This window comes from Martelella sp. FLE1502, from assembly GCF_053484255.1.
Genome location: NZ_JBAKFQ010000010.1, coordinates 113135 through 129516 on the forward strand (window position 1 = coordinate 113135; position 16382 = coordinate 129516).

19 protein-coding genes are annotated in these 16382 nt (G+C 63.6%); 10 read left to right on the forward strand and 9 right to left on the reverse strand.

Going from position 1 to position 16382, the window contains the following annotated elements; genetic code table 11:
* The first annotated feature begins 7 nt into the window (after nucleotides 1-7).
* The 5 genes from V6767_RS10960 to V6767_RS10980 are packed head-to-tail and all read left to right on the forward strand — an operon-like array spanning nucleotide 8 to nucleotide 3873.
* Nucleotides 8-802 (forward strand): ABC transporter ATP-binding protein, encoded by a 795-nt coding sequence (locus V6767_RS10960; RefSeq protein ID WP_448473529.1) that lies wholly within the window; start codon nucleotides 8-10, stop codon nucleotides 800-802.
* Entirely contained in the window at nucleotides 795-1538 is a 744-nt protein-coding gene (locus V6767_RS10965; protein WP_448428433.1) for an ABC transporter ATP-binding protein, read from the forward strand. Before V6767_RS10960 ends, V6767_RS10965 begins: the two co-directional genes overlap by 8 nt.
* 1 nt (nucleotide 1539) lies before the next feature.
* The gene (locus V6767_RS10970) at nucleotides 1540-2427 is read left to right on the forward strand and encodes a branched-chain amino acid ABC transporter permease (RefSeq protein WP_448473530.1); all 888 of its coding nucleotides are present in this window, start codon (nucleotides 1540-1542) and stop codon (nucleotides 2425-2427) included.
* Nucleotide 2428: 1 nt separating this feature from the next.
* Nucleotides 2429-3403 carry a branched-chain amino acid ABC transporter permease gene (locus V6767_RS10975; protein WP_448473531.1) on the forward strand — a complete coding sequence of 325 codons (975 nt, stop codon included), beginning with the start codon at nucleotides 2429-2431 and terminating at the stop codon, nucleotides 3401-3403.
* Entirely contained in the window at nucleotides 3400-3873 is a 474-nt protein-coding gene (locus V6767_RS10980) for a thioesterase family protein (RefSeq protein WP_448473532.1), read from the forward strand. The genes V6767_RS10975 and V6767_RS10980 overlap by 4 nt, the downstream gene beginning before the upstream one ends.
* A 120-nt stretch (nucleotides 3874-3993) precedes the next feature.
* On the opposite strand, the gene V6767_RS10985 is transcribed toward V6767_RS10980, so the two are convergent.
* The 4 genes from V6767_RS10985 to V6767_RS11000 all read right to left on the reverse strand — a co-directional run bounded on the left by V6767_RS10985 (nucleotide 3994) and on the right by V6767_RS11000 (nucleotide 7097).
* Nucleotides 3994-5196: an acetyl-CoA C-acyltransferase gene (locus tag V6767_RS10985; RefSeq protein WP_448473533.1), complete on the reverse strand. Its 1203-nt coding sequence runs from the start codon at nucleotides 5194-5196 to the stop codon at nucleotides 3994-3996.
* Nucleotides 5193-5669: an acyl-CoA thioesterase gene (locus tag V6767_RS10990; protein ID WP_448473534.1), complete on the reverse strand. Its 477-nt coding sequence runs from the start codon at nucleotides 5667-5669 to the stop codon at nucleotides 5193-5195. The genes V6767_RS10985 and V6767_RS10990 overlap by 4 nt, the downstream gene beginning before the upstream one ends.
* Nucleotides 5670-5673: 4 nt before the next feature.
* On the reverse strand, nucleotides 5674-6591 hold the full coding sequence (locus V6767_RS10995; RefSeq protein ID WP_448473535.1) for an SDR family NAD(P)-dependent oxidoreductase: 918 nt from the start codon (nucleotides 6589-6591) through the stop codon (nucleotides 5674-5676).
* Nucleotides 6592-6653: 62 nt separating this feature from the next.
* Nucleotides 6654-7097, reverse strand: coding sequence for a MaoC family dehydratase (locus tag V6767_RS11000; RefSeq protein WP_448473536.1), 444 nt, complete (start codon nucleotides 7095-7097; stop codon nucleotides 6654-6656).
* A gap of 168 nt (nucleotides 7098-7265) precedes the next feature.
* Here V6767_RS11000 and V6767_RS11005 point away from each other — a divergent pair, with 168 nt between their 5' ends.
* Genes V6767_RS11005 through V6767_RS11015 form a run of 3 tightly spaced genes read left to right on the forward strand, consistent with a single transcriptional unit; the run spans nucleotide 7266 to nucleotide 9364 of the window.
* Entirely contained in the window at nucleotides 7266-7934 is a 669-nt protein-coding gene (locus V6767_RS11005; RefSeq protein ID WP_448473537.1) for a TetR/AcrR family transcriptional regulator, read from the forward strand.
* 20 nt (nucleotides 7935-7954) lie between these two features.
* A complete protein-coding gene (locus V6767_RS11010) occupies nucleotides 7955-9112 on the forward strand; it encodes an iron-containing alcohol dehydrogenase (protein ID WP_448473538.1) in 1158 nt (385 codons plus the stop codon).
* Between the two features lie 57 nt (nucleotides 9113-9169).
* Nucleotides 9170-9364, forward strand: a complete 195-nt coding sequence (locus V6767_RS11015; RefSeq protein ID WP_448473539.1) for a hypothetical protein — start codon at nucleotides 9170-9172, stop codon at nucleotides 9362-9364.
* A gap of 87 nt (nucleotides 9365-9451) precedes the next feature.
* Here V6767_RS11015 and V6767_RS11020 read toward each other — a convergent pair whose 3' ends face one another.
* The 5 genes from V6767_RS11020 to V6767_RS11040 all read right to left on the reverse strand — a co-directional run bounded on the left by V6767_RS11020 (nucleotide 9452) and on the right by V6767_RS11040 (nucleotide 14282).
* On the reverse strand, nucleotides 9452-10339 hold the full coding sequence (locus V6767_RS11020; RefSeq protein ID WP_448473540.1) for an MBL fold metallo-hydrolase: 888 nt from the start codon (nucleotides 10337-10339) through the stop codon (nucleotides 9452-9454).
* The gene (locus tag V6767_RS11025; RefSeq protein WP_448473541.1) at nucleotides 10336-11931 is read right to left on the reverse strand and encodes a tripartite tricarboxylate transporter permease; all 1596 of its coding nucleotides are present in this window, start codon (nucleotides 11929-11931) and stop codon (nucleotides 10336-10338) included. Before V6767_RS11025 ends, V6767_RS11020 begins: the two co-directional genes overlap by 4 nt.
* A 3-nt stretch (nucleotides 11932-11934) precedes the next feature.
* On the reverse strand, nucleotides 11935-12396 hold the full coding sequence (locus V6767_RS11030; RefSeq protein ID WP_448473542.1) for a hypothetical protein: 462 nt from the start codon (nucleotides 12394-12396) through the stop codon (nucleotides 11935-11937).
* 115 nt (nucleotides 12397-12511) lie between these two features.
* Nucleotides 12512-13465, reverse strand: a complete 954-nt coding sequence (locus V6767_RS11035; RefSeq protein ID WP_448473543.1) for a tripartite tricarboxylate transporter substrate binding protein — start codon at nucleotides 13463-13465, stop codon at nucleotides 12512-12514.
* 31 nt (nucleotides 13466-13496) lie between these two features.
* Nucleotides 13497-14282, reverse strand: coding sequence for a GntR family transcriptional regulator (locus V6767_RS11040; RefSeq protein WP_448473544.1), 786 nt, complete (start codon nucleotides 14280-14282; stop codon nucleotides 13497-13499).
* Nucleotides 14283-14601: 319 nt separating this feature from the next.
* Here V6767_RS11040 and V6767_RS11045 point away from each other — a divergent pair, with 319 nt between their 5' ends.
* Together V6767_RS11045 and V6767_RS11050 are read left to right on the forward strand one after the other, a co-directional pair.
* Nucleotides 14602-15879: a flavin-containing monooxygenase gene (locus tag V6767_RS11045; protein WP_448473545.1), complete on the forward strand. Its 1278-nt coding sequence runs from the start codon at nucleotides 14602-14604 to the stop codon at nucleotides 15877-15879.
* A 54-nt stretch (nucleotides 15880-15933) separates the two neighbouring features.
* The gene (locus tag V6767_RS11050; RefSeq protein ID WP_448425960.1) at nucleotides 15934-16347 is read left to right on the forward strand and encodes a RidA family protein; all 414 of its coding nucleotides are present in this window, start codon (nucleotides 15934-15936) and stop codon (nucleotides 16345-16347) included.
* Nucleotides 16348-16382: the final 35 nt, after the last annotated feature.

A 16382-nucleotide genomic window follows, 5' to 3' on the forward strand; every position in this document is an offset into this window, starting at 1 on the left:
CGACCTCATGACGATGGCAAACGTTTCGGCGCATACCGCGTCGAAGAGCGCCCGTGCCGCATTGTCGGCACGGGGTCTCAGCAAGAGTTTCGGGAACTTCCAGGCCGTGACGAATGTCGATATCGACATCCGTCACGGCCGGATCCACGCGCTGATCGGTCCGAACGGCGCCGGCAAAAGCACGGTGTTCAACCTCCTGACCAAGTTCCTGCAGCCGAGCGCGGGGACGATCATGGTCGGTGAGACGGACATCACCCGGATGGCGCCGGCGCAGGTGGCGCGGCTTGGCGTCGCCCGGTCGTTCCAGATTTCCGCCACCTTTGGCGACATGTCGCTGGTGGACAATGTCTGTGTGGCGCTGCAAAGGCAAAACGGGCTTGCCGTGCAGTTCTGGCGCTCGCTCGCCAGCCTGTCGCGGCTCAGGCCCCGCGCGATGGAGCTGCTCGGACGCGTCGGCCTTGCTGATATGGCCGATCACCGGGCGGCGGACCTCTCCTATGGGCGCAAGCGCGCTCTGGAGATCGCCACCACGCTGGCGCTGGACCCGAAGGTGCTGCTTCTCGACGAGCCGCTCGCCGGCATGGGCCAGGAGGATGTCGAGACGATGGCCCGGCTGATTGCCGATGTCGCCCGGGACTGCGCCGTCCTGATGGTGGAACACAATATCAAGGTTGTTGCCGATATCGGCGATGACATCACGGTGCTGCAGCGCGGCGAGATCCTCACGCAGGGAAGCTATGACGAGGTCAGCGCCGATCCGCGCGTGCGCGAAGCCTATATGGGGACCGAGGACGATGACTGATGCATCCGCGACGACCCGCGAGGCCCGCGGCCCGCAGCAGCTGAAGGTGCGCGGCCTTGAAGCCTGGTACGGAGAAAGTCAGGCGCTTTATGGCGTCGATCTTGACGTCTACCCCGGCGAGACCGTGACCCTCTTGGGCCGCAACGGCGTCGGCAAGACCACAACGCTGCGCAGCCTGATGGGCATCGTGCGCAAGCGGACCGGCACGGTCGAGTTCGATCAGCGATCGATCCTGCGCCTGCCGCTGCACCGCGTTGCCCATGCCGGCATCGGCTTCGTGCCCGAGGAACGCGGCATCTTCGCCTCGCTCAGCGTGGAAGAAAACCTGATGCTGCCGCCGCTGGTCGCCCGCAGCGGCAAGGAAATGTCGCTCGACGAGATCTACACGCTGTTTCCGAACCTGCTGGAACGCCGTCATAGCCCGGGCACCAAGCTTTCGGGCGGCGAACAGCAGATGCTGGCGATCGCCCGCATCCTGCGCACCGGCGTCAGCCTGATCCTGCTTGATGAGCCGACCGAGGGGCTTGCCCCGGTGATCGTGAACCGGATCGGCGAGATGCTGAAGGCGCTGAAGGCCCACGGTCTCAGCGTCCTTCTGGTCGAACAGAATTTCCGTTTCGCCGCCAGGATCGCGGATCACTTCTACGTCATGGATCAAGGCGAGATGATCGACAGCTTTGCAGTCGCCGAGTTGCCCGGCAGGCGCGAGGCGCTGAACAAGGCACTGGGAGTTTGACATGACAATGATTTTTGGCGTGCCGCTTGTGGTGCTGACCGGGCAGGTAATGATCGGCCTGATCAACGGCTCGTTCTACGCGCTGCTGTCGCTCGGCCTTGCGGTGATATTCGGGCTGCTCCGGGTGGTGAACTTCGCCCACGGCGCCTTTTACATGCTCGGGGCCTTCGCCGCCTGGATGCTGGGCCAGTATCTGGGTCTCGGCTACTGGCCGTCGCTACTGCTTGCGCCCGTCCTCGTCGGCCTTGTCGGCGCGCTGGTCGAGCGCACCATGCTGCGCCGCCTCTACGATCTCGACCATCTCTACGGCCTGCTCTTTACCTTCGGCCTCGCGCTGCTTCTGGAGGGCGCGTTCCAGCATTTCTACGGCGCGTCCGGCAAACCTTTCGCGACCCCGGACGAAATGCGGGGCGTCATCCGCACCGATTTCGTGACCGTGCCGATCTATCGCGGCTGGGTCGTGATCGCCTCGCTGCTGATCTGCTTCGGCACCTGGGCGCTGATCGAGAAGACCAAGATCGGCTCCTATCTGCGCGCCGCAACCGAGGACGCCACGCTCGTGCAGGCGTTCGGGGTCAACGTGCCGCTGCTTTTGACCCTGACCTACGCCTTTGGCTGCGCGCTTGCGGGCGTTGCAGGCGTGCTTGCCGCTCCGATCTTTCAAGTCAGCCCGACCATGGGCTCCAATATGATCATCATCATCTTCGCAGTGGTCGTTGTCGGCGGCATGGGCTCGATCCTCGGCGCGATCGCCACGGGCTATCTGCTGGGCGTCGTCGAGGGGCTGACCAAGGTGTTCTACCCCGAGGCGGCGAATATCGCGATCTTCGTCATCATGGCGATCGTTCTGATCTTGCGCCCCGCAGGGCTCTTCGGAAAGGAAAACTGAGATGATCGAAGCCGAAGAATTCGAGACGGTGGCCGAGACCACTCGCCCTCACCGCCGGCAACAGCTTGTCGTGCTGGCGCTCATCGCCCTGCTGATGCTGCTGCCGCTCTGGATCTATCCCGTGTTGCTGATGAAGCTGATGTGCTTCGCGCTGTTCGCCTCTGCCTTCAACCTGCTGCTTGGCTATGGCGGTCTTCTGTCCTTTGGCCATGCCGCTTTCTTCGGCGGTTCCGCCTATGTCACGGCGCATGCTCTGAAGGTCTGGGAGGTGAATCCCGAATTCGCCATTCTCGCAGGCGTCGCCGCCGCGCTCGTGCTGGGCCTGGTCATGGGGCTTCTGGCGGTGCGCCGACAGGGCATCTATTTTGCGATGGTCACCCTGGCGCTGGCGCAGATGTTTTACTTCTTCTGCCTTCAGGCGCCCTTCACGCACGGCGAAGACGGCATTCAGGGTTTCTCGCGCGGGCGTCTGTTCGGGGTGATCGACCTTTCCGACGGCAATGTGCTCTACTACGTCATCGCCATTGTGTTCGTCGCCAGCATCTTCGCGATCTGGCGGATCGTGCATTCGCCCTACGGCATGGTGCTGCAGGCCATCCGCGAGAATGAACAAAGGGCGATCTCTCTCGGCTACTCGGTGCAGCGCTACAAGCTCGGCGCCTTCGTCATGTCGGCAGGCTTTGCCGGACTCGCCGGCGGGCTCAAGGCGATCCTGTTCCAGTTCGCGACATTGACGGATGTGAACTGGCACATGTCCGGCGAGGTGATCCTGATGACGCTTCTCGGCGGGATCGGCAGCATTGCCGGGCCGATCGTCGGCGCAGGATTGGTCGTCACCCTACAGAACTACTTCGCAACCACCGGCTTCCCCGTGACCACGGCGCTTGGCGCGACCTTCATCGTCTGCGTCCTGCTGTTCCGCCGCGGGATCGTGGGCGAAATCCGCCACCGTTTCGCTGCAAGGAGGAAATCATGAGCGAAGCCATATTCCAGAGCGCGTTCCGCGTGCTTCCGGACTGGGTGGACTATAACGGCCACATGGGCGATTTCGCCTATGGCATCGCCTTTTCCCGTTCCGTCACCGCGCTGATGGAGGAGATCGGCCTTGATGAGACCTATCGCGCCGAAAGCGAAGCCACGCTCTACACGCTGGAGATGCGGATCGGCTATCAGCGCGAATGCCATGAGGGCGACGCCTTCACGGTCGCCACGCGGGTTCTGGCGGTCGATGCCAAGCGGATGCACCTCTATCAGGAGATGCTGGACGAGAGCAGCGAACGGCTGGCCTGGTGCGAGCAGGTTCTGCTCCACGTCGCCCGCAACACCGGCAAGCCGAAGGCCGCGCCTTTTCCTCCGACCGCCGCCGCGCGCCTTCAGGAGATGGAGATGGCGCAGCGGGATGTCCCCTACCCGGACTGGCTCAATCGACGCACCGGTCTCGGTTGAGGCTCATCGCTTGCCTGCCCGGCGTTTCCCGCCCGGTTCGGGCTGACACTCTTGGGTCTGATACAAAAGAAGACGGCCACCGTCCGCGGTGACCGTCTTCTTGCTGTTTGAAGCCCCGGCTCAAAGAACTTCGAAAAGCCCTGCCGCACCCATGCCGCCGCCAATACACATCGTGACCACCACATAGCGCGCGCCGCGCCGCTTGCCCTCGATCAGGGCGTGGCCCACCATGCGCGCGCCCGACATGCCGTAAGGATGACCGATCGAGATCGCGCCGCCATTGACGTTCAGCAACTCGTCGGGAATGCCGAGCCGTTCGCGCGAGGGAATGACCTGGGCGGCGAAGGCTTCGTTCAACTCCCAAAGACCGATGTCGTCAACGCTCAGATCATGGGTGGCAAGAAGCTTCGTGACCGCGGATATCGGTCCGATCCCCATCTCTTCCGGCGAAACGCCGGTGACGGCGATGCCGCGATAGAGACCGAGCGGCGCAAGCCCCCGGCGTTCCGCCTCGCGGCGCTCCATCAGCACCGAGGCCGAGGCGCCATCGGACAATTGCGAGGCATTGCCGGCGGTCACGAACGCACCCTGAGCCACCTGCTGGCCATCCTTGAAGACCGGGGCAAGGCCCGCGAGGCCATCCAGCGTCGTGGAAGGCCGGTTGCCCTCGTCGCGCTCAAGGGTCACCTCGCGCATCGTGGTTTCGCCGGTTTCGCGGTCGGTGACCTGCATGACGGTGCTGAGCGGCACGATCTCGTCATCGAACCTGCCGGCCGCCTGGGCCGCGGCGGTGCGCTGCTGCGACTGCAGCGCATAGGCATCCTGGGCTTCGCGGCTCACGCCGTTGCGGCGTGCGACGATTTCGGCGGTCTCCACCATCGCCATATAGGTCGCCGGCAGCCGGTCGCTGATCCAGGGATCCTGCCAGTGACGGGTGTTCATCTCGGGCGTCTGCACCAGCGAAATCTGCTCGACGCCGCCGCCGATCGTCACCGCCATTCCGTCCGATATGATCTCTTTGGCCGCAATCGCGATCGCCATCAGGCCGGAGGCGCATTGCCGGTCGACGCTCTGCCCCGGAACGGTCACCGGAAGCCCGGCGCGCAGAAGGCCCGTGCGCGCGATGTTCATATGGGTGGTGCCCTGCTGCAAAGCGGCGCCGACGACCACATCCTCGATCTCCGCCGGGTCAACGCCGGCGCGGCTGACGGCGTGCTCGATGGCATGGCCGATCAGCCGGGGCGCAGTGGTGGCGTTGAACGCGCCGCGATAGGCCTTGCCAATCGGCGTGCGGGCGGTCGAAACGATGACGGCTTCCCTCATGAAGAGGACTCCTTGTTGTCTAAGGCAGGATCGCGCAACAGCGCCTCGGCGCAGGCCCGCAATTCGGGCGTGAGCGGGATCGGGCGTCGCGTGACCCGGTCCACATAAACGTGGACGAAGCGGCCCCTTGCGGCGCAGGTATCGCTTTCAAGGTCGAACAGGCCGAAACCCCAGGTCAGGCTGGTGCGCCCGATGGCCTCGACGCGCGCGCCGATGCTGAGCTTCGCCGGAAAGGTAATCTCGCGGAAGTATTGCGTGCTGTTCTGCACCACCAGCCCGATCGGGCCCTTGGCCTCGGCGGAGAGATCGAGCGCGCCGTGCTCGATCAGCGCCATATTCATCGCCGTGTCGAAATAGAGCAGGTAGGAAACATTGTTCACGTGCCCGTAGACATCGCAATCGTTCCATTGCGTCACCGTATCGTAGTGCCAGGCATAGGCGCTGCGCGGGAGCGACGGGAGACGTTCGCTCATCGCCTCAGCCCTCCTTCGCCATGGCTGCGCGGGCATTCGCGATGATCCGGTCAACGTGATCGAGACCGGCCATTACCTCGACCTGTCCGTCAAGACTGGCGATCTCCTCGAAACGCGCGCCGACGGTTTCGGGCGTGAATTCCTGACCGGCGAAGCACACGCCCTGGCTTTCGACCAGCGCGAGGCGGGCCACCGTGCCCGCGCCTGCGAGCAGCGCCGTGCGCGAGGGCGCGTCGCGGCTCACCAGCCAGACCGCTGCGGGCGACACCAGTTCGGGCGCGAGCAACTCCAGCATGGCCGGGTCCATCATGTCGCCGGTCATGCGCGTGGCGGCGGTGGGCACGATCGCATTCACGTGGATGCCGTATTTTGCGCCTTCGAGATGGAGCACGTTCATCAGCCCGAGCACGCCCATCTTGGCCGCGCCGTAATTGGACTGGCCGAAATTGCCATAGCTTCCGGATGTCGAGGAGGTGACGAGGATGCGGCCGTATTTCTGTTCGCGCATCTGCGCCCAGACGGCCTTGGTCGCGATTGTCGTGCCCATCAGGTGCACCTCGACCACGCGCCGGAAATCCTCCATTTCCATCTTCGCGAAGGACTTGTCGCGCAGGATGCCGGCATTGTTGATCAGCACGTCGATCCGCCCGAAGGCCGAAAGCGCCTGCTCGACCATCTCCGCCATATCGGCCTCGGAGGCGACATTGCCGGCATTGGCGATGGCGCGCCCGCCCGCCGCGGTGATCTCGCGCACCACGGCTTCGCTGGCCTCCGTCGTGCCGCCGCTGCCGTCGCGCGCGCCGCCGAAATCGTTCACCACGACGGCCGCGCCGTGGCTGGCAAGCATGAGAGCGTGGGAACGGCCCAGTCCGCCGCCCGCGCCGGTGACGATCGCCACCTGATCCTTGAATGAAACCGTCATGTCATCTCCTCCAAATCGGTTGTCTTGATAATTCCGGTGTTGCTTGCGCCCGCGTCGCGCGGTCAATCCGTCTCTTGGTCCCCGCCCACCGTCAGGACCAGCCAACTGGCTGCCAAGGCCGGGCGCTCCGCCCCTTCGATTTCGACGCGCGCGTCGTAGCTGCGCAGAACGCCACCTGCCTTGGGGGTTTCAGTCTCCAAAGTAAAGCTGCCGCGTATGCGTGACCCGACGGGCACAGGGCTGAGAAAGCGCAGCTTGTCGAAGCCGTAGTTGATTTCGACCGCGCCCGCCTTTGCCGGCGGCAGGGCGCTGCGGGTGAAGGCGGTCAGCATCGACAGCAGGTAGAAGCCGTGCACGATCGTGCCGCCATAGCCGGTCTCCGCCTTCGCCCGTTCCGGGTCGACATGGATGAACTGGTGGTCGTCGATCGCGTCGGCGAATCGGTCGACCATCGGCTGATCGACGGTTACCCACTCGGAAAGGTGGGGGGCGTGCGCTTCATTCAACTTGGGACCTCCTTGCATATCGGCGACTTTCTTATTGCAACATACTCCGTAGTATGCCAATCCGGAACTGTCCAGACCGCAAACGCGACATCAAGTTTGTTGTGAGCCTTCGATATCGGCTTTATTGCTGGAACGACGCAGATAGGGAATTGACCGCAGGGGGAACCGGTGGCGAAAAACGACATGCACCGCGAATGGGCGCTGAAGACCCGAGGTCAGGAAGAATCGGGCGCTCTCGTCGAGAGCGTCGTCGAAATCCTGGATTGCGCCGCGCTCTGCTTCACCGAAATGGGGTTTCAGGGGACCAGCATCGACGATGTCGCCCGCCGTCTCGGCGCGACCAAGGGTCGCATCTACCATTACTTCCGCTCCAAGACCGATCTGTTCTTCGAGGTGCACCGCGAAGGCATGAGACGGCTGATGGACGCGGTGAATGAAGCGATGGCGGCCGGCGGCACCGGCCGCGAAAAGCTTACGCGCATGCTCGAGGCGCACGCTCTGACCATGATGCAGAACATCGCCTACGAAGCGGTCGTCGTGCAGGGCGTGCACATGCACCGCCTGGGCGCCACCACCCCCGAACAGCGCATCAGCCTCGATGAGCTGATGGATATCAGGCACAAGTTCGAACTGCTTTTCGTGGAGGCTTTCCGCCAGGGCCAGGCCGACCGCAGCATCCGGCAAGACGCCGATGTGTCGTTGGCGGTGAAGGGCATGCTCGGCGCGGTGAACTGGATGGCGATCTGGTACCGCCCCCGCTCCGGCGAGGCACCCGAGCAGCAGCGCGCGATGGCGCGCCGCATTACCGAGCTGCAGATTGGCGGGATCGCCGGCTAAGTCGTTCTTTCGAGGAAACCATGAATAAATTCGCTTTCAACACCGCAAAATCCATCCGCTTCGGCGTTGGCGCCCTGGAGGAACTGCCGACGCTGGTGAAGGCCCAGATCGGCGATCGCATCATGCTTGTCACCGATCCCGGCATGATGGCGACGGGGATCGTCGACCGGGCGGTGGACCTTTTGCGCGACGGCGGCATCGCCGTGGAACTGTTCGGCGATGTAGAGGCCGATCCGCCCGAGCACGTGGTGCTTTCCGCCGTTGCCGCGGCGCGATCGTCTGACGCCCAGGGTGTTGTCGGGCTTGGCGGCGGCTCATCGCTCGATGTCGCCAAGCTGGTCGCGCTTCTGGTGCCCGGCGCTGAAACGCTGGCCGATGTCTACGGCGTGGACAAGGCGCGCGGCCCGCGCCTGCCGCTCATCCTCGTGCCGACAACCGCCGGGACCGGCTCGGAGGTCACGCCGATATCGATCGTCACCACCGGCGCCAACGAGAAGATGGGCGTGGTCTCGCCGGTGCTTCTGCCCGATATCGCCCTGCTCGACCCCGCCCTGACCTATGGCCTCCCCCCGCATATAACCGCGGCGACCGGCATCGACGCCATGGTGCATGCGATCGAGGCCTTCGCCTCGGCCAGCCCCAACAACAATCCCTTGTCGCGCATGCTGGCGACACAGGCGCTGACATTGATGGGCCGCTCGCTTCTGAAGGCGGTCGAAGACGGCTCGGACCAGGCGGCGCGTTCGGACATGCTGCTGGGCTCGATGCTGGCCGGACAGGCCTTTGCCAATTCGCCGGTTGCCGCGGTCCATGCGCTGGCCTATCCGCTCGGCGGGCACTTCCACATCCCGCACGGCCTCTCGAACGCGCTGGTTCTGCCGCATGTCCTGCGGTTCAATATCGTCACCTCGCCCGCCCCCTATGCCGAGCTCGCGCCTTTCGTTTTCCCGGAACTGTCGGCTCTGGAGGGTCAGGAACGGGCCGCGGCCTTCTGCGAGAGGCTGGCGGAACTGTCGCGCGCCTGCGGCCTGCAACCCAATCTCAGAGCGATGAATATTCCAGAAGACATGCTCCCGAAACTGGCCTCCGACGCGATGAACCAGACCCGGCTACTGGTCAACAATCCGCGCCCGGTCAGCGAGGAAGACGCGCTGTCGATCTACCGCGCGGCTTTCTGAACCCGGGCGCCTGTCACTTAAGGGTTTCACGCGCGCCAGCGAGATCACCCTCATGCGATGGCGTATACTGATGCTGCCCGATCGCGCCACTGGCCGGCCTATTATTCACTGTCCGAGGCGACGGGCTGGGACAAGAGCTTCTTCAGCAAGACCATTCGCAAACTCACCGAGGTCAAGCTCATCCAGGCATTGATGGCGTTTTTGATAAAAATGAGAAGCGGAACCGGCTCTTCCTCGAAGGCTTTGGATTAACAGGGGGAGATCACGCCGCTCTGACATGCTTGAAAGCCTGCACAGCCCTCTCCTCGCTGCCGAAGGCCAGGTTACGCAATACAACCATCAGTCCGCTGTCGTCGGGCCCTCGATATCAAGCGGGATCCGCATCAGATCCTCTCCCAGGATGATGGTGCCGCCGAAGATTTCGCGCATCTCCGCAACCATGCGTTCCTTGACACCCGGCCGATCCAGCATCGGCAGGAAGTGGGTGAGCACCAGCGTCTTCACACCGGCGCGACGCGCCGTTTCGGCATTGTCGAGATGCGAGCCCGACATTTGCCGGTATTCCGGCGTGGCTTCCGTGCCCGAGAGGAAATGGTTCATGTGAATGAGGATATCCGCTCCTTCGGCGAAGGCGATGAAGGGGTCGTAGACGCCGCCATTGTCGCCCGAATAAACAAGCGTGCCGTCGGCGGTTTCGATACGATAGCCGAGGCAGTTCAGGTCAGGCTGAACATGGCGCACAGGCCCCGCCGTGACGGTCCAGCCCGTGCCTTCAACGCGATCGCCCACAGCCACTTCGCGTAGGTTTGGCTGCGGTCCGGGTCGTGCCCCCACCCCGCCCCGCGCCTGGTAGACCGCCTGGCTTGCCGGGCTGTTGATGCGGGCGGCGATATCGAGCGCGAACAGCCCGTTTGCTCCCATCACGCGGTCGTTGATTTCGGCCAGGGGCGCGGGACCGAAGACCTTCAGCTGCGGCAGGTCCGCCCCGCCATGATCCCAGCGCGTCAGGAGCAGACGCGGATAGTCCATCAGATGGTCGTAGTGATAATGGGTGAAGAAGAAATGCGTCACATCGGTGGCGCTGTAGCCGGCCTCCAGCAGGCGCTGATGCGCGCCGGGACCGTGATCGAAGACCAGCAGGTCGTTACCGATCTCGACGGCATAGCCCGAGCTTTGACGCTTGATCGATGGCGCAGGCGTGCCGGTTCCAAGCAAGGTGATTTTCATTCGGTTCTGGCTCCGGAAGATTTCAGGAAGAAGGTAACGACGATCGCCACGGCAATGAGCAGGAACGCGCAGGCAAGCGGCGATTTGAGAAGAAACAGGGGATCGGCGCCGGAGGCGGAAAAGCCGCCGCGCAGCAATTGCTCCAGATTGGGCGACAGGATGAAGCCGATGATGAAGGGCAGCAGCGGAACATGCAGCCGCATCATCACATAGCCGATGACGCCGAAGACGAAGGCCGTTGCGATGGCGATGACGCCGCCATCCTGGGCGTAGGCCGCCGTCAGGGTCAACAGCACCACCGCCGGCGCGACCATGGCCGCGGGTATCCGGCTCAGCACGCCGAGAAACACCATGATCCGCCCGCCGACCAGCCAGTTCACGAGGTTTGCGATCGACATCAGGGTAAAGATCGAGAATGCGATGACTAGGGAGGCGTTCAGGATCGTGCCGTAGCCCGCGACCTCCTTGATTTCGGTGAAACGGAAAACCTGTGGGCCGAAGGTGAAGTCGCCCACGGAATCGACCGCCAGGATGATGAACACCGCGGCGAGGTTTCCGGGGATGCCGAGGCTCATCACAGGAATAAGATTTGCGCCCGACACCGCGGAGTTCGCGGCCTCGCAGGAGGCCAGCCCCCGCGGGTCGCCCTTGCCGAAATTTTCCTTGTTCTCTGCCCGCGCCCTGCTGGCTTCATAGGCAAGCGTGGCCGCAAGAGTTGTGCCGATGCCGGGCAGCGAACCTATGGCCGTGCCGATCGCGGCCGAACGCAGGATCACCCAGCGCAACAGCCTTTTGCCTGAGCGCGTCATGCGGGTGTGCTCACCCGTAACGGTTCGCTCGCCGGCCGGCCCTTCCGCGCGGCGGCGCCAGAGGCTCTCCAGTTGGGCAAAGGCTTCCGACAGGATCAGCATGCCCATGATCGCCGCAGTCGCCGGAATGCCCGGCTTGAGTTCGGCAAGCCCCAGCGTCATCCGGGGACCGTAACCCGAGACGGAGGAACCGATCAGCGCCAGCAGCATGCCAAGAACGCCGGCCATCAGCCCCTTGAGCACGGCGCTGCCCGAAACCGCGGCCATGAAGGACAGCGAGAGGATGATGATCGCCGCCTTTTCGGGCAGATCGAGCACCCGCTCGACCAGAACGGCGAGCGTCGGCGCCGCGACGAACAAAACCATGTCGGAGAACGTGTCGCCGCGAACGGAGGCGTAGTGTGCCGTCTGCAGAGCCTCTCCGGCGCGGCCCTGTTGCGCCATGGGGTAGCCGTCGCGCGTTGTCATCAGCGCATCGGGCGTGCCCGGCGTATTGAACAGCACGGCCGGCACGGCGCCGCCGAGCGTCGATCCCTTCATCACGCCGATCAGAAAGGCAAGAACCGGCAGGAGGGCATCATTGCCCGTGCCGAAGGAGGAAATGAGGACCGGCAGGGCGATGGCCATGGCGAAGGGGCCGTTCAGCCCCGGGACCGCGCCCACGACGATGCCGCCGATCAAGCCCGAAACGACCATCACGAGGGTCATCCAGGCGACAGCACCATCGGGGGTGAAGAGCGCCGCGTGTATGCCGCGCAGAACGTAGTCGAGAACGAGTTCCATTGGTCAATACTCGGCGTTGGGCGGAAGGAACGTGTCGGGCAGCGCAATGCCGAAAACGACCAGCAGAATGGCGACAAATCCCCCGACGAATAATGCGCCCCTGAGGCTCACGCGATGCTCGCTCAGAGCCACCATCGGCCAGATCAGCGCTGGCGCCGCGAGAACGAAGCCGAGAAATTTCCAGGGCGCGGTATCGCGCAGCAGGCGATAGGCGCGCCCGCCGTTCAAGGTCTCCGCGAGCCATGGCGCGAGCCCGTAGCAAAGCAGCCCCGAAAGGCCGAGCAGGGCGCAGAGCACAACGAGAAACCGCAGGTTTTCAAACGAGAGCCCGACTGCGGACCTGTCGCCGGTCCGGCGCAGGCTGGCAAGCATCTGGATCGCGCCGAGCAGACCAAGGATCGCCGCAAGGACAGTGGGATAGAAGGCATCACCGGGCTGTATGCGCCCGGTGAGCGTTTTCTGCATGAAGCTGCCTGCGATATCGTATGGAAACCAAACGGTGACCGCGACTATGGCGAGCGCCAAGCCAAACACACCGATCATGAATTCCCATGGACGGTTCATCGTGCGCGCAGCCTGCTCAGTTGGCCTTGAACTTTGCCTGCAAGGCTTCGAAGGATTTGCGGTCCGCGCTCAGTTCGTCTTCAAGCGCAGCCCCCGAAACCACGACCGGCGCCGGCGGGTACTGCCGCGCGATAAACTGGGCGGTTTCGGACTGGGGATCGTCGAGAATTTCGGCGACCGCCTCGGTTATGGCCGCGCGGGCCTCCTCCGGCAGTTCGGCCGGCGCGGCGAGCACGAATTTGAAGCCGAAATTATAGTCCATGCCCAGATCCTTCAGGGTCGGCTGTTCCGGCGCCTGCGCCAGCGGCGCACCCTCGGCGGAGGCGAGAATCTGCAACACGCCGGCTTCCACCAGCGCCTGCTGGGCGCCGCCGCCCCAGGCGACATTGGCATCCTGCGCGACGAGGGAATCCACGCCGGAACGACCGCCCGACCCCATGACATTGTTGACCTGGATGCCGTAATGATCGGCGATGACGTCCGATGCAAGCTGGGTCAGCGGGTCGTAATTCGTCCAGACGATCCGTGTACCGTTCTTGGCCGCGTCAACCATGTCCTGGAGCGAGGTCCAGCCGGAGTCGGTGCGCGCCAGAACGCCGGTCTGCGAGGCCGCCGTCGTCGTCAGAAAGGTGAAGTCGTCGAGGCCGAAGCCGGCATTCGACTGAGTGGGAAAGGTAAAGGTCGTGTTGAGCGCAAGTCCCAGCGTCAGACCATCCGCCGGCTCGTCCTTCAACTGCGCGGCCATGACCGCGCCGCCCGCGCCCGGCACGTTCTGCGGAACGATGTCCCAGCCTTCGTTCTCGGAAAGCTCGCTCGCCAGCGCGCGCGCCTGCGTGTCGGTTCCACCGCCGGCGCCGAACCCGATGAGCAGCCGGATCGGCCCCTCCGGTTGCCACTCGTCTGCAAGGGCCGGCGCTGCGACCAGGCTCAGTCCGCACAGCAGGGCAAGTGATTTATAAAAAGATGGCATGTCGTTCTCCTTTGGAAGTCGGAAAGCGCGTTCAGATTCTTGCCGATCTGTTTGCGCCGAGATTGGTTTCTATGTCGAATTCGACCGGCCGGTGGTTGGCCGGAAGCTGGATGCGCTGAAATGTCACCGGAGAGCCGTCGGAGCTGAAGGTCACGATGTCCCAGATCAGGCCCACCGTTTCCTCGTCGAGCATCAGGTGGCGGCAGGCCGCCCGTGAGAGCGGCGCCATATGGACGAACTGGCGGCTGCGCAGGATCGGCGCGCCGGTCTTTTCCTCGATCTGCCTGTGCAGGGAGCTGCCGTTCAACTGCTCGGGAGGCATATCGAGCAGGTCCTCGGCGAAGGCCCGGGGCGCGAAGACTTCGGAATAAACCGGCGGCTCCATGTCGATGCGCAGCAGGCGCTCGAAACGCACCGCCTGCCCCACCCCGAGGGGTCCGCGCCAGGGTCCCGGACCGTCATCCGCGGTGATGCCCAGCATCCGCACCTGCGGGCGGATCAGTTCACCGGTCCTCGCATCGCGAAAGCGGAAAATGTAGATCACGTCGCTGGCCACCTGCGAGGCATCGACAACGGTCCCGCGCCGCGGCGCGCGCGAAACGAAGCCCTCCGCCTCAAGCCGAACGAGCGCTTTTTGAACGGTGCCCAGGCTCACGCCGAGCTCGGCGGCCATGACATTGTCGGGCGGGAACCGTGTGCCATTGGGCAGCGCATCAGCCGAAATGAGCTGAATGATCACATCCAGCAAACGCTGATATTTCGGCTTGCCGTCGCTGGCCGCGAAAGGCTCCAGTATGAGGGGAATGACATCTACCATGCCGTCATTGGTAATAATATATATTATATCTGTCAATAAGTCGCATTATTAAGATGCTGATTTTTGAGCACTGTCGCAAAAGTGGGCATGAGAGCGAGCGAAACGAACCAAAGTCAGGACTTAGGCCCAAGCTAACAATAATTTAGGAGAAAGAGCACGCACTGGCATGTTGCCGTTGCACTCCCGCGTCAGCTTAGGTCTCTCCTAATCAACGCTATCGGATTTGCTATTTTTGCTTGCCAGGCAATGCCCGTAGGCTTTTGACGATGCACAAAAACGGCTGGGTTCACACGCGCCGTTGAGATGGGACAAATTGACAATGGCTTTGGAAAGATTTGACACGATCGTGGTCGGCGCGGGTCAGGCCGGGATCGCGGCGAGCGAGCATCTCAGCAACAACGGAACGCAGCATGTCGTGCTCGAACGGAGCCGGATTGCCGAACGCTGGCGCACGGCGCGCTGGGACTCGCTCGTCGCAAATGGTCCGGCCTGGCACGACCGTTTCCCGAACCTCGAATTCGAGAGCGACGACCCCGACAGCTTCATCCACAAGGATGCCGTTGCCGACTATTTCGCGGCCTATGCCGAGAAGATCAATGCGCCGGTCCGCTGCGGGGTCGAGGTTCTTTCCGTCGAACGCAAGGACCACGAACGCGGCTTTCTGGTGAAGACCGACAAGGGCGATTTCGAAGCCCTGAACGTGGTCGTGGCCACCGGCCCGTTTCAGCAGCCCGCCATGCCGCCGATCATTCCGGAAACGGCTTCGGTCAACCAGTTGCATTCGTCCGCCTACCGCAATCCCGCGCAATTGCCGGCCGGCAGCGTCCTGGTCGTCGGCGCCGGCTCGTCCGGCGTCCAGATTGCCGATGAGCTTTCGCGCAGCGGGCGCAAGGTCTATCTGTCCGTCGGCCCGCATGACCGTCCTCCACGCGCCTATCGCGGCCGCGACTTCGTCTGGTGGCTCGGCGTCCTCGGCAAATGGAACCTGCAGGCCCAGGCGCCCGGCACGGAACATGTGACCATCGCCGTCAGCGGCGCGCGCGGCGGCGAGACCATCGACTTCCGCAGGCTGGCGGAGAACGGCATGACGCTGGTGGGCCGCACCGAAGGTTTCGAGAACGGCGTCCTCAGCTTCGCCCGTGACCTTGCCGACAACATCGCCGGCGGCGATGCCTACTACCTGTCGCTGCTCGATGAGGCCGACGCCTATATCGCGCGCAATGGCCTCGACCTTCCGGCGGAACCCGAGGCGCGCGTCTTCGGCCCGACCCCCGACTGCATCACAAATCCCGTATACGAACTCGACCTCGAAGAGGCCGGGATCACCACGGTCATCTGGGCCACCGGATTTGGCTCGGACTACAGCTGGCTGAAACTCGACATATGCGACGCACGCGGCCAACCCGTGCACCAGCGCGGCGTCTCCGGCGAACCGGGCCTCTATTTCCTCGGACTGCCCTGGCTTTCCGGGCGCGGGTCGAGCTTCATCTGGGGCGTCTGGCATGATGCGAAATATGTTGCCGATCACATCCTGATCCAGCAGAAATACCGCGATTATCAAGCGCCTTCGGATGGCTTGCGATCAGCGGCGGAATAGGCTGCGTTGCCGCATCGGGCCCGATCTCGGACGCTAACACAAAAGGGGAGCCACATGGCACATACGCGCATCCGCAAGTTCAACACCAGGGACACCTATCCCGAACAGAAGCTCGACAACGACCTGTGCCAGGCCGTGGTCGCGCGCGGCAGGACCGTTTTTCTGCGCGGACAGTGCCCCCAGGACCTCGACACCGCCGAAAACATCGCAAGCCATGATCCGGTCGAGCAGACCCACAAGGTCATGCAGAATATTCGGCAGCTGATCGAGGAGGCCGGCGGCTCGATGGAGCATCTGTGCAAGGTCGTCGTTTATCTGACCGATGTGCGCCACCGCGAGGCCGTCTACCGCACCATGGGCGAATATATAAAGGACGTTCATCCGGTCTCGACCGGCGTGGTCGTCACCTGTCTCGCGCGGCCGGAATGGCTCGTCGAAATCGACGGAACCGCCGTCATCCCCGACTGAACCAACCTCGACCGACCCAGCCCCGATCGAACCAA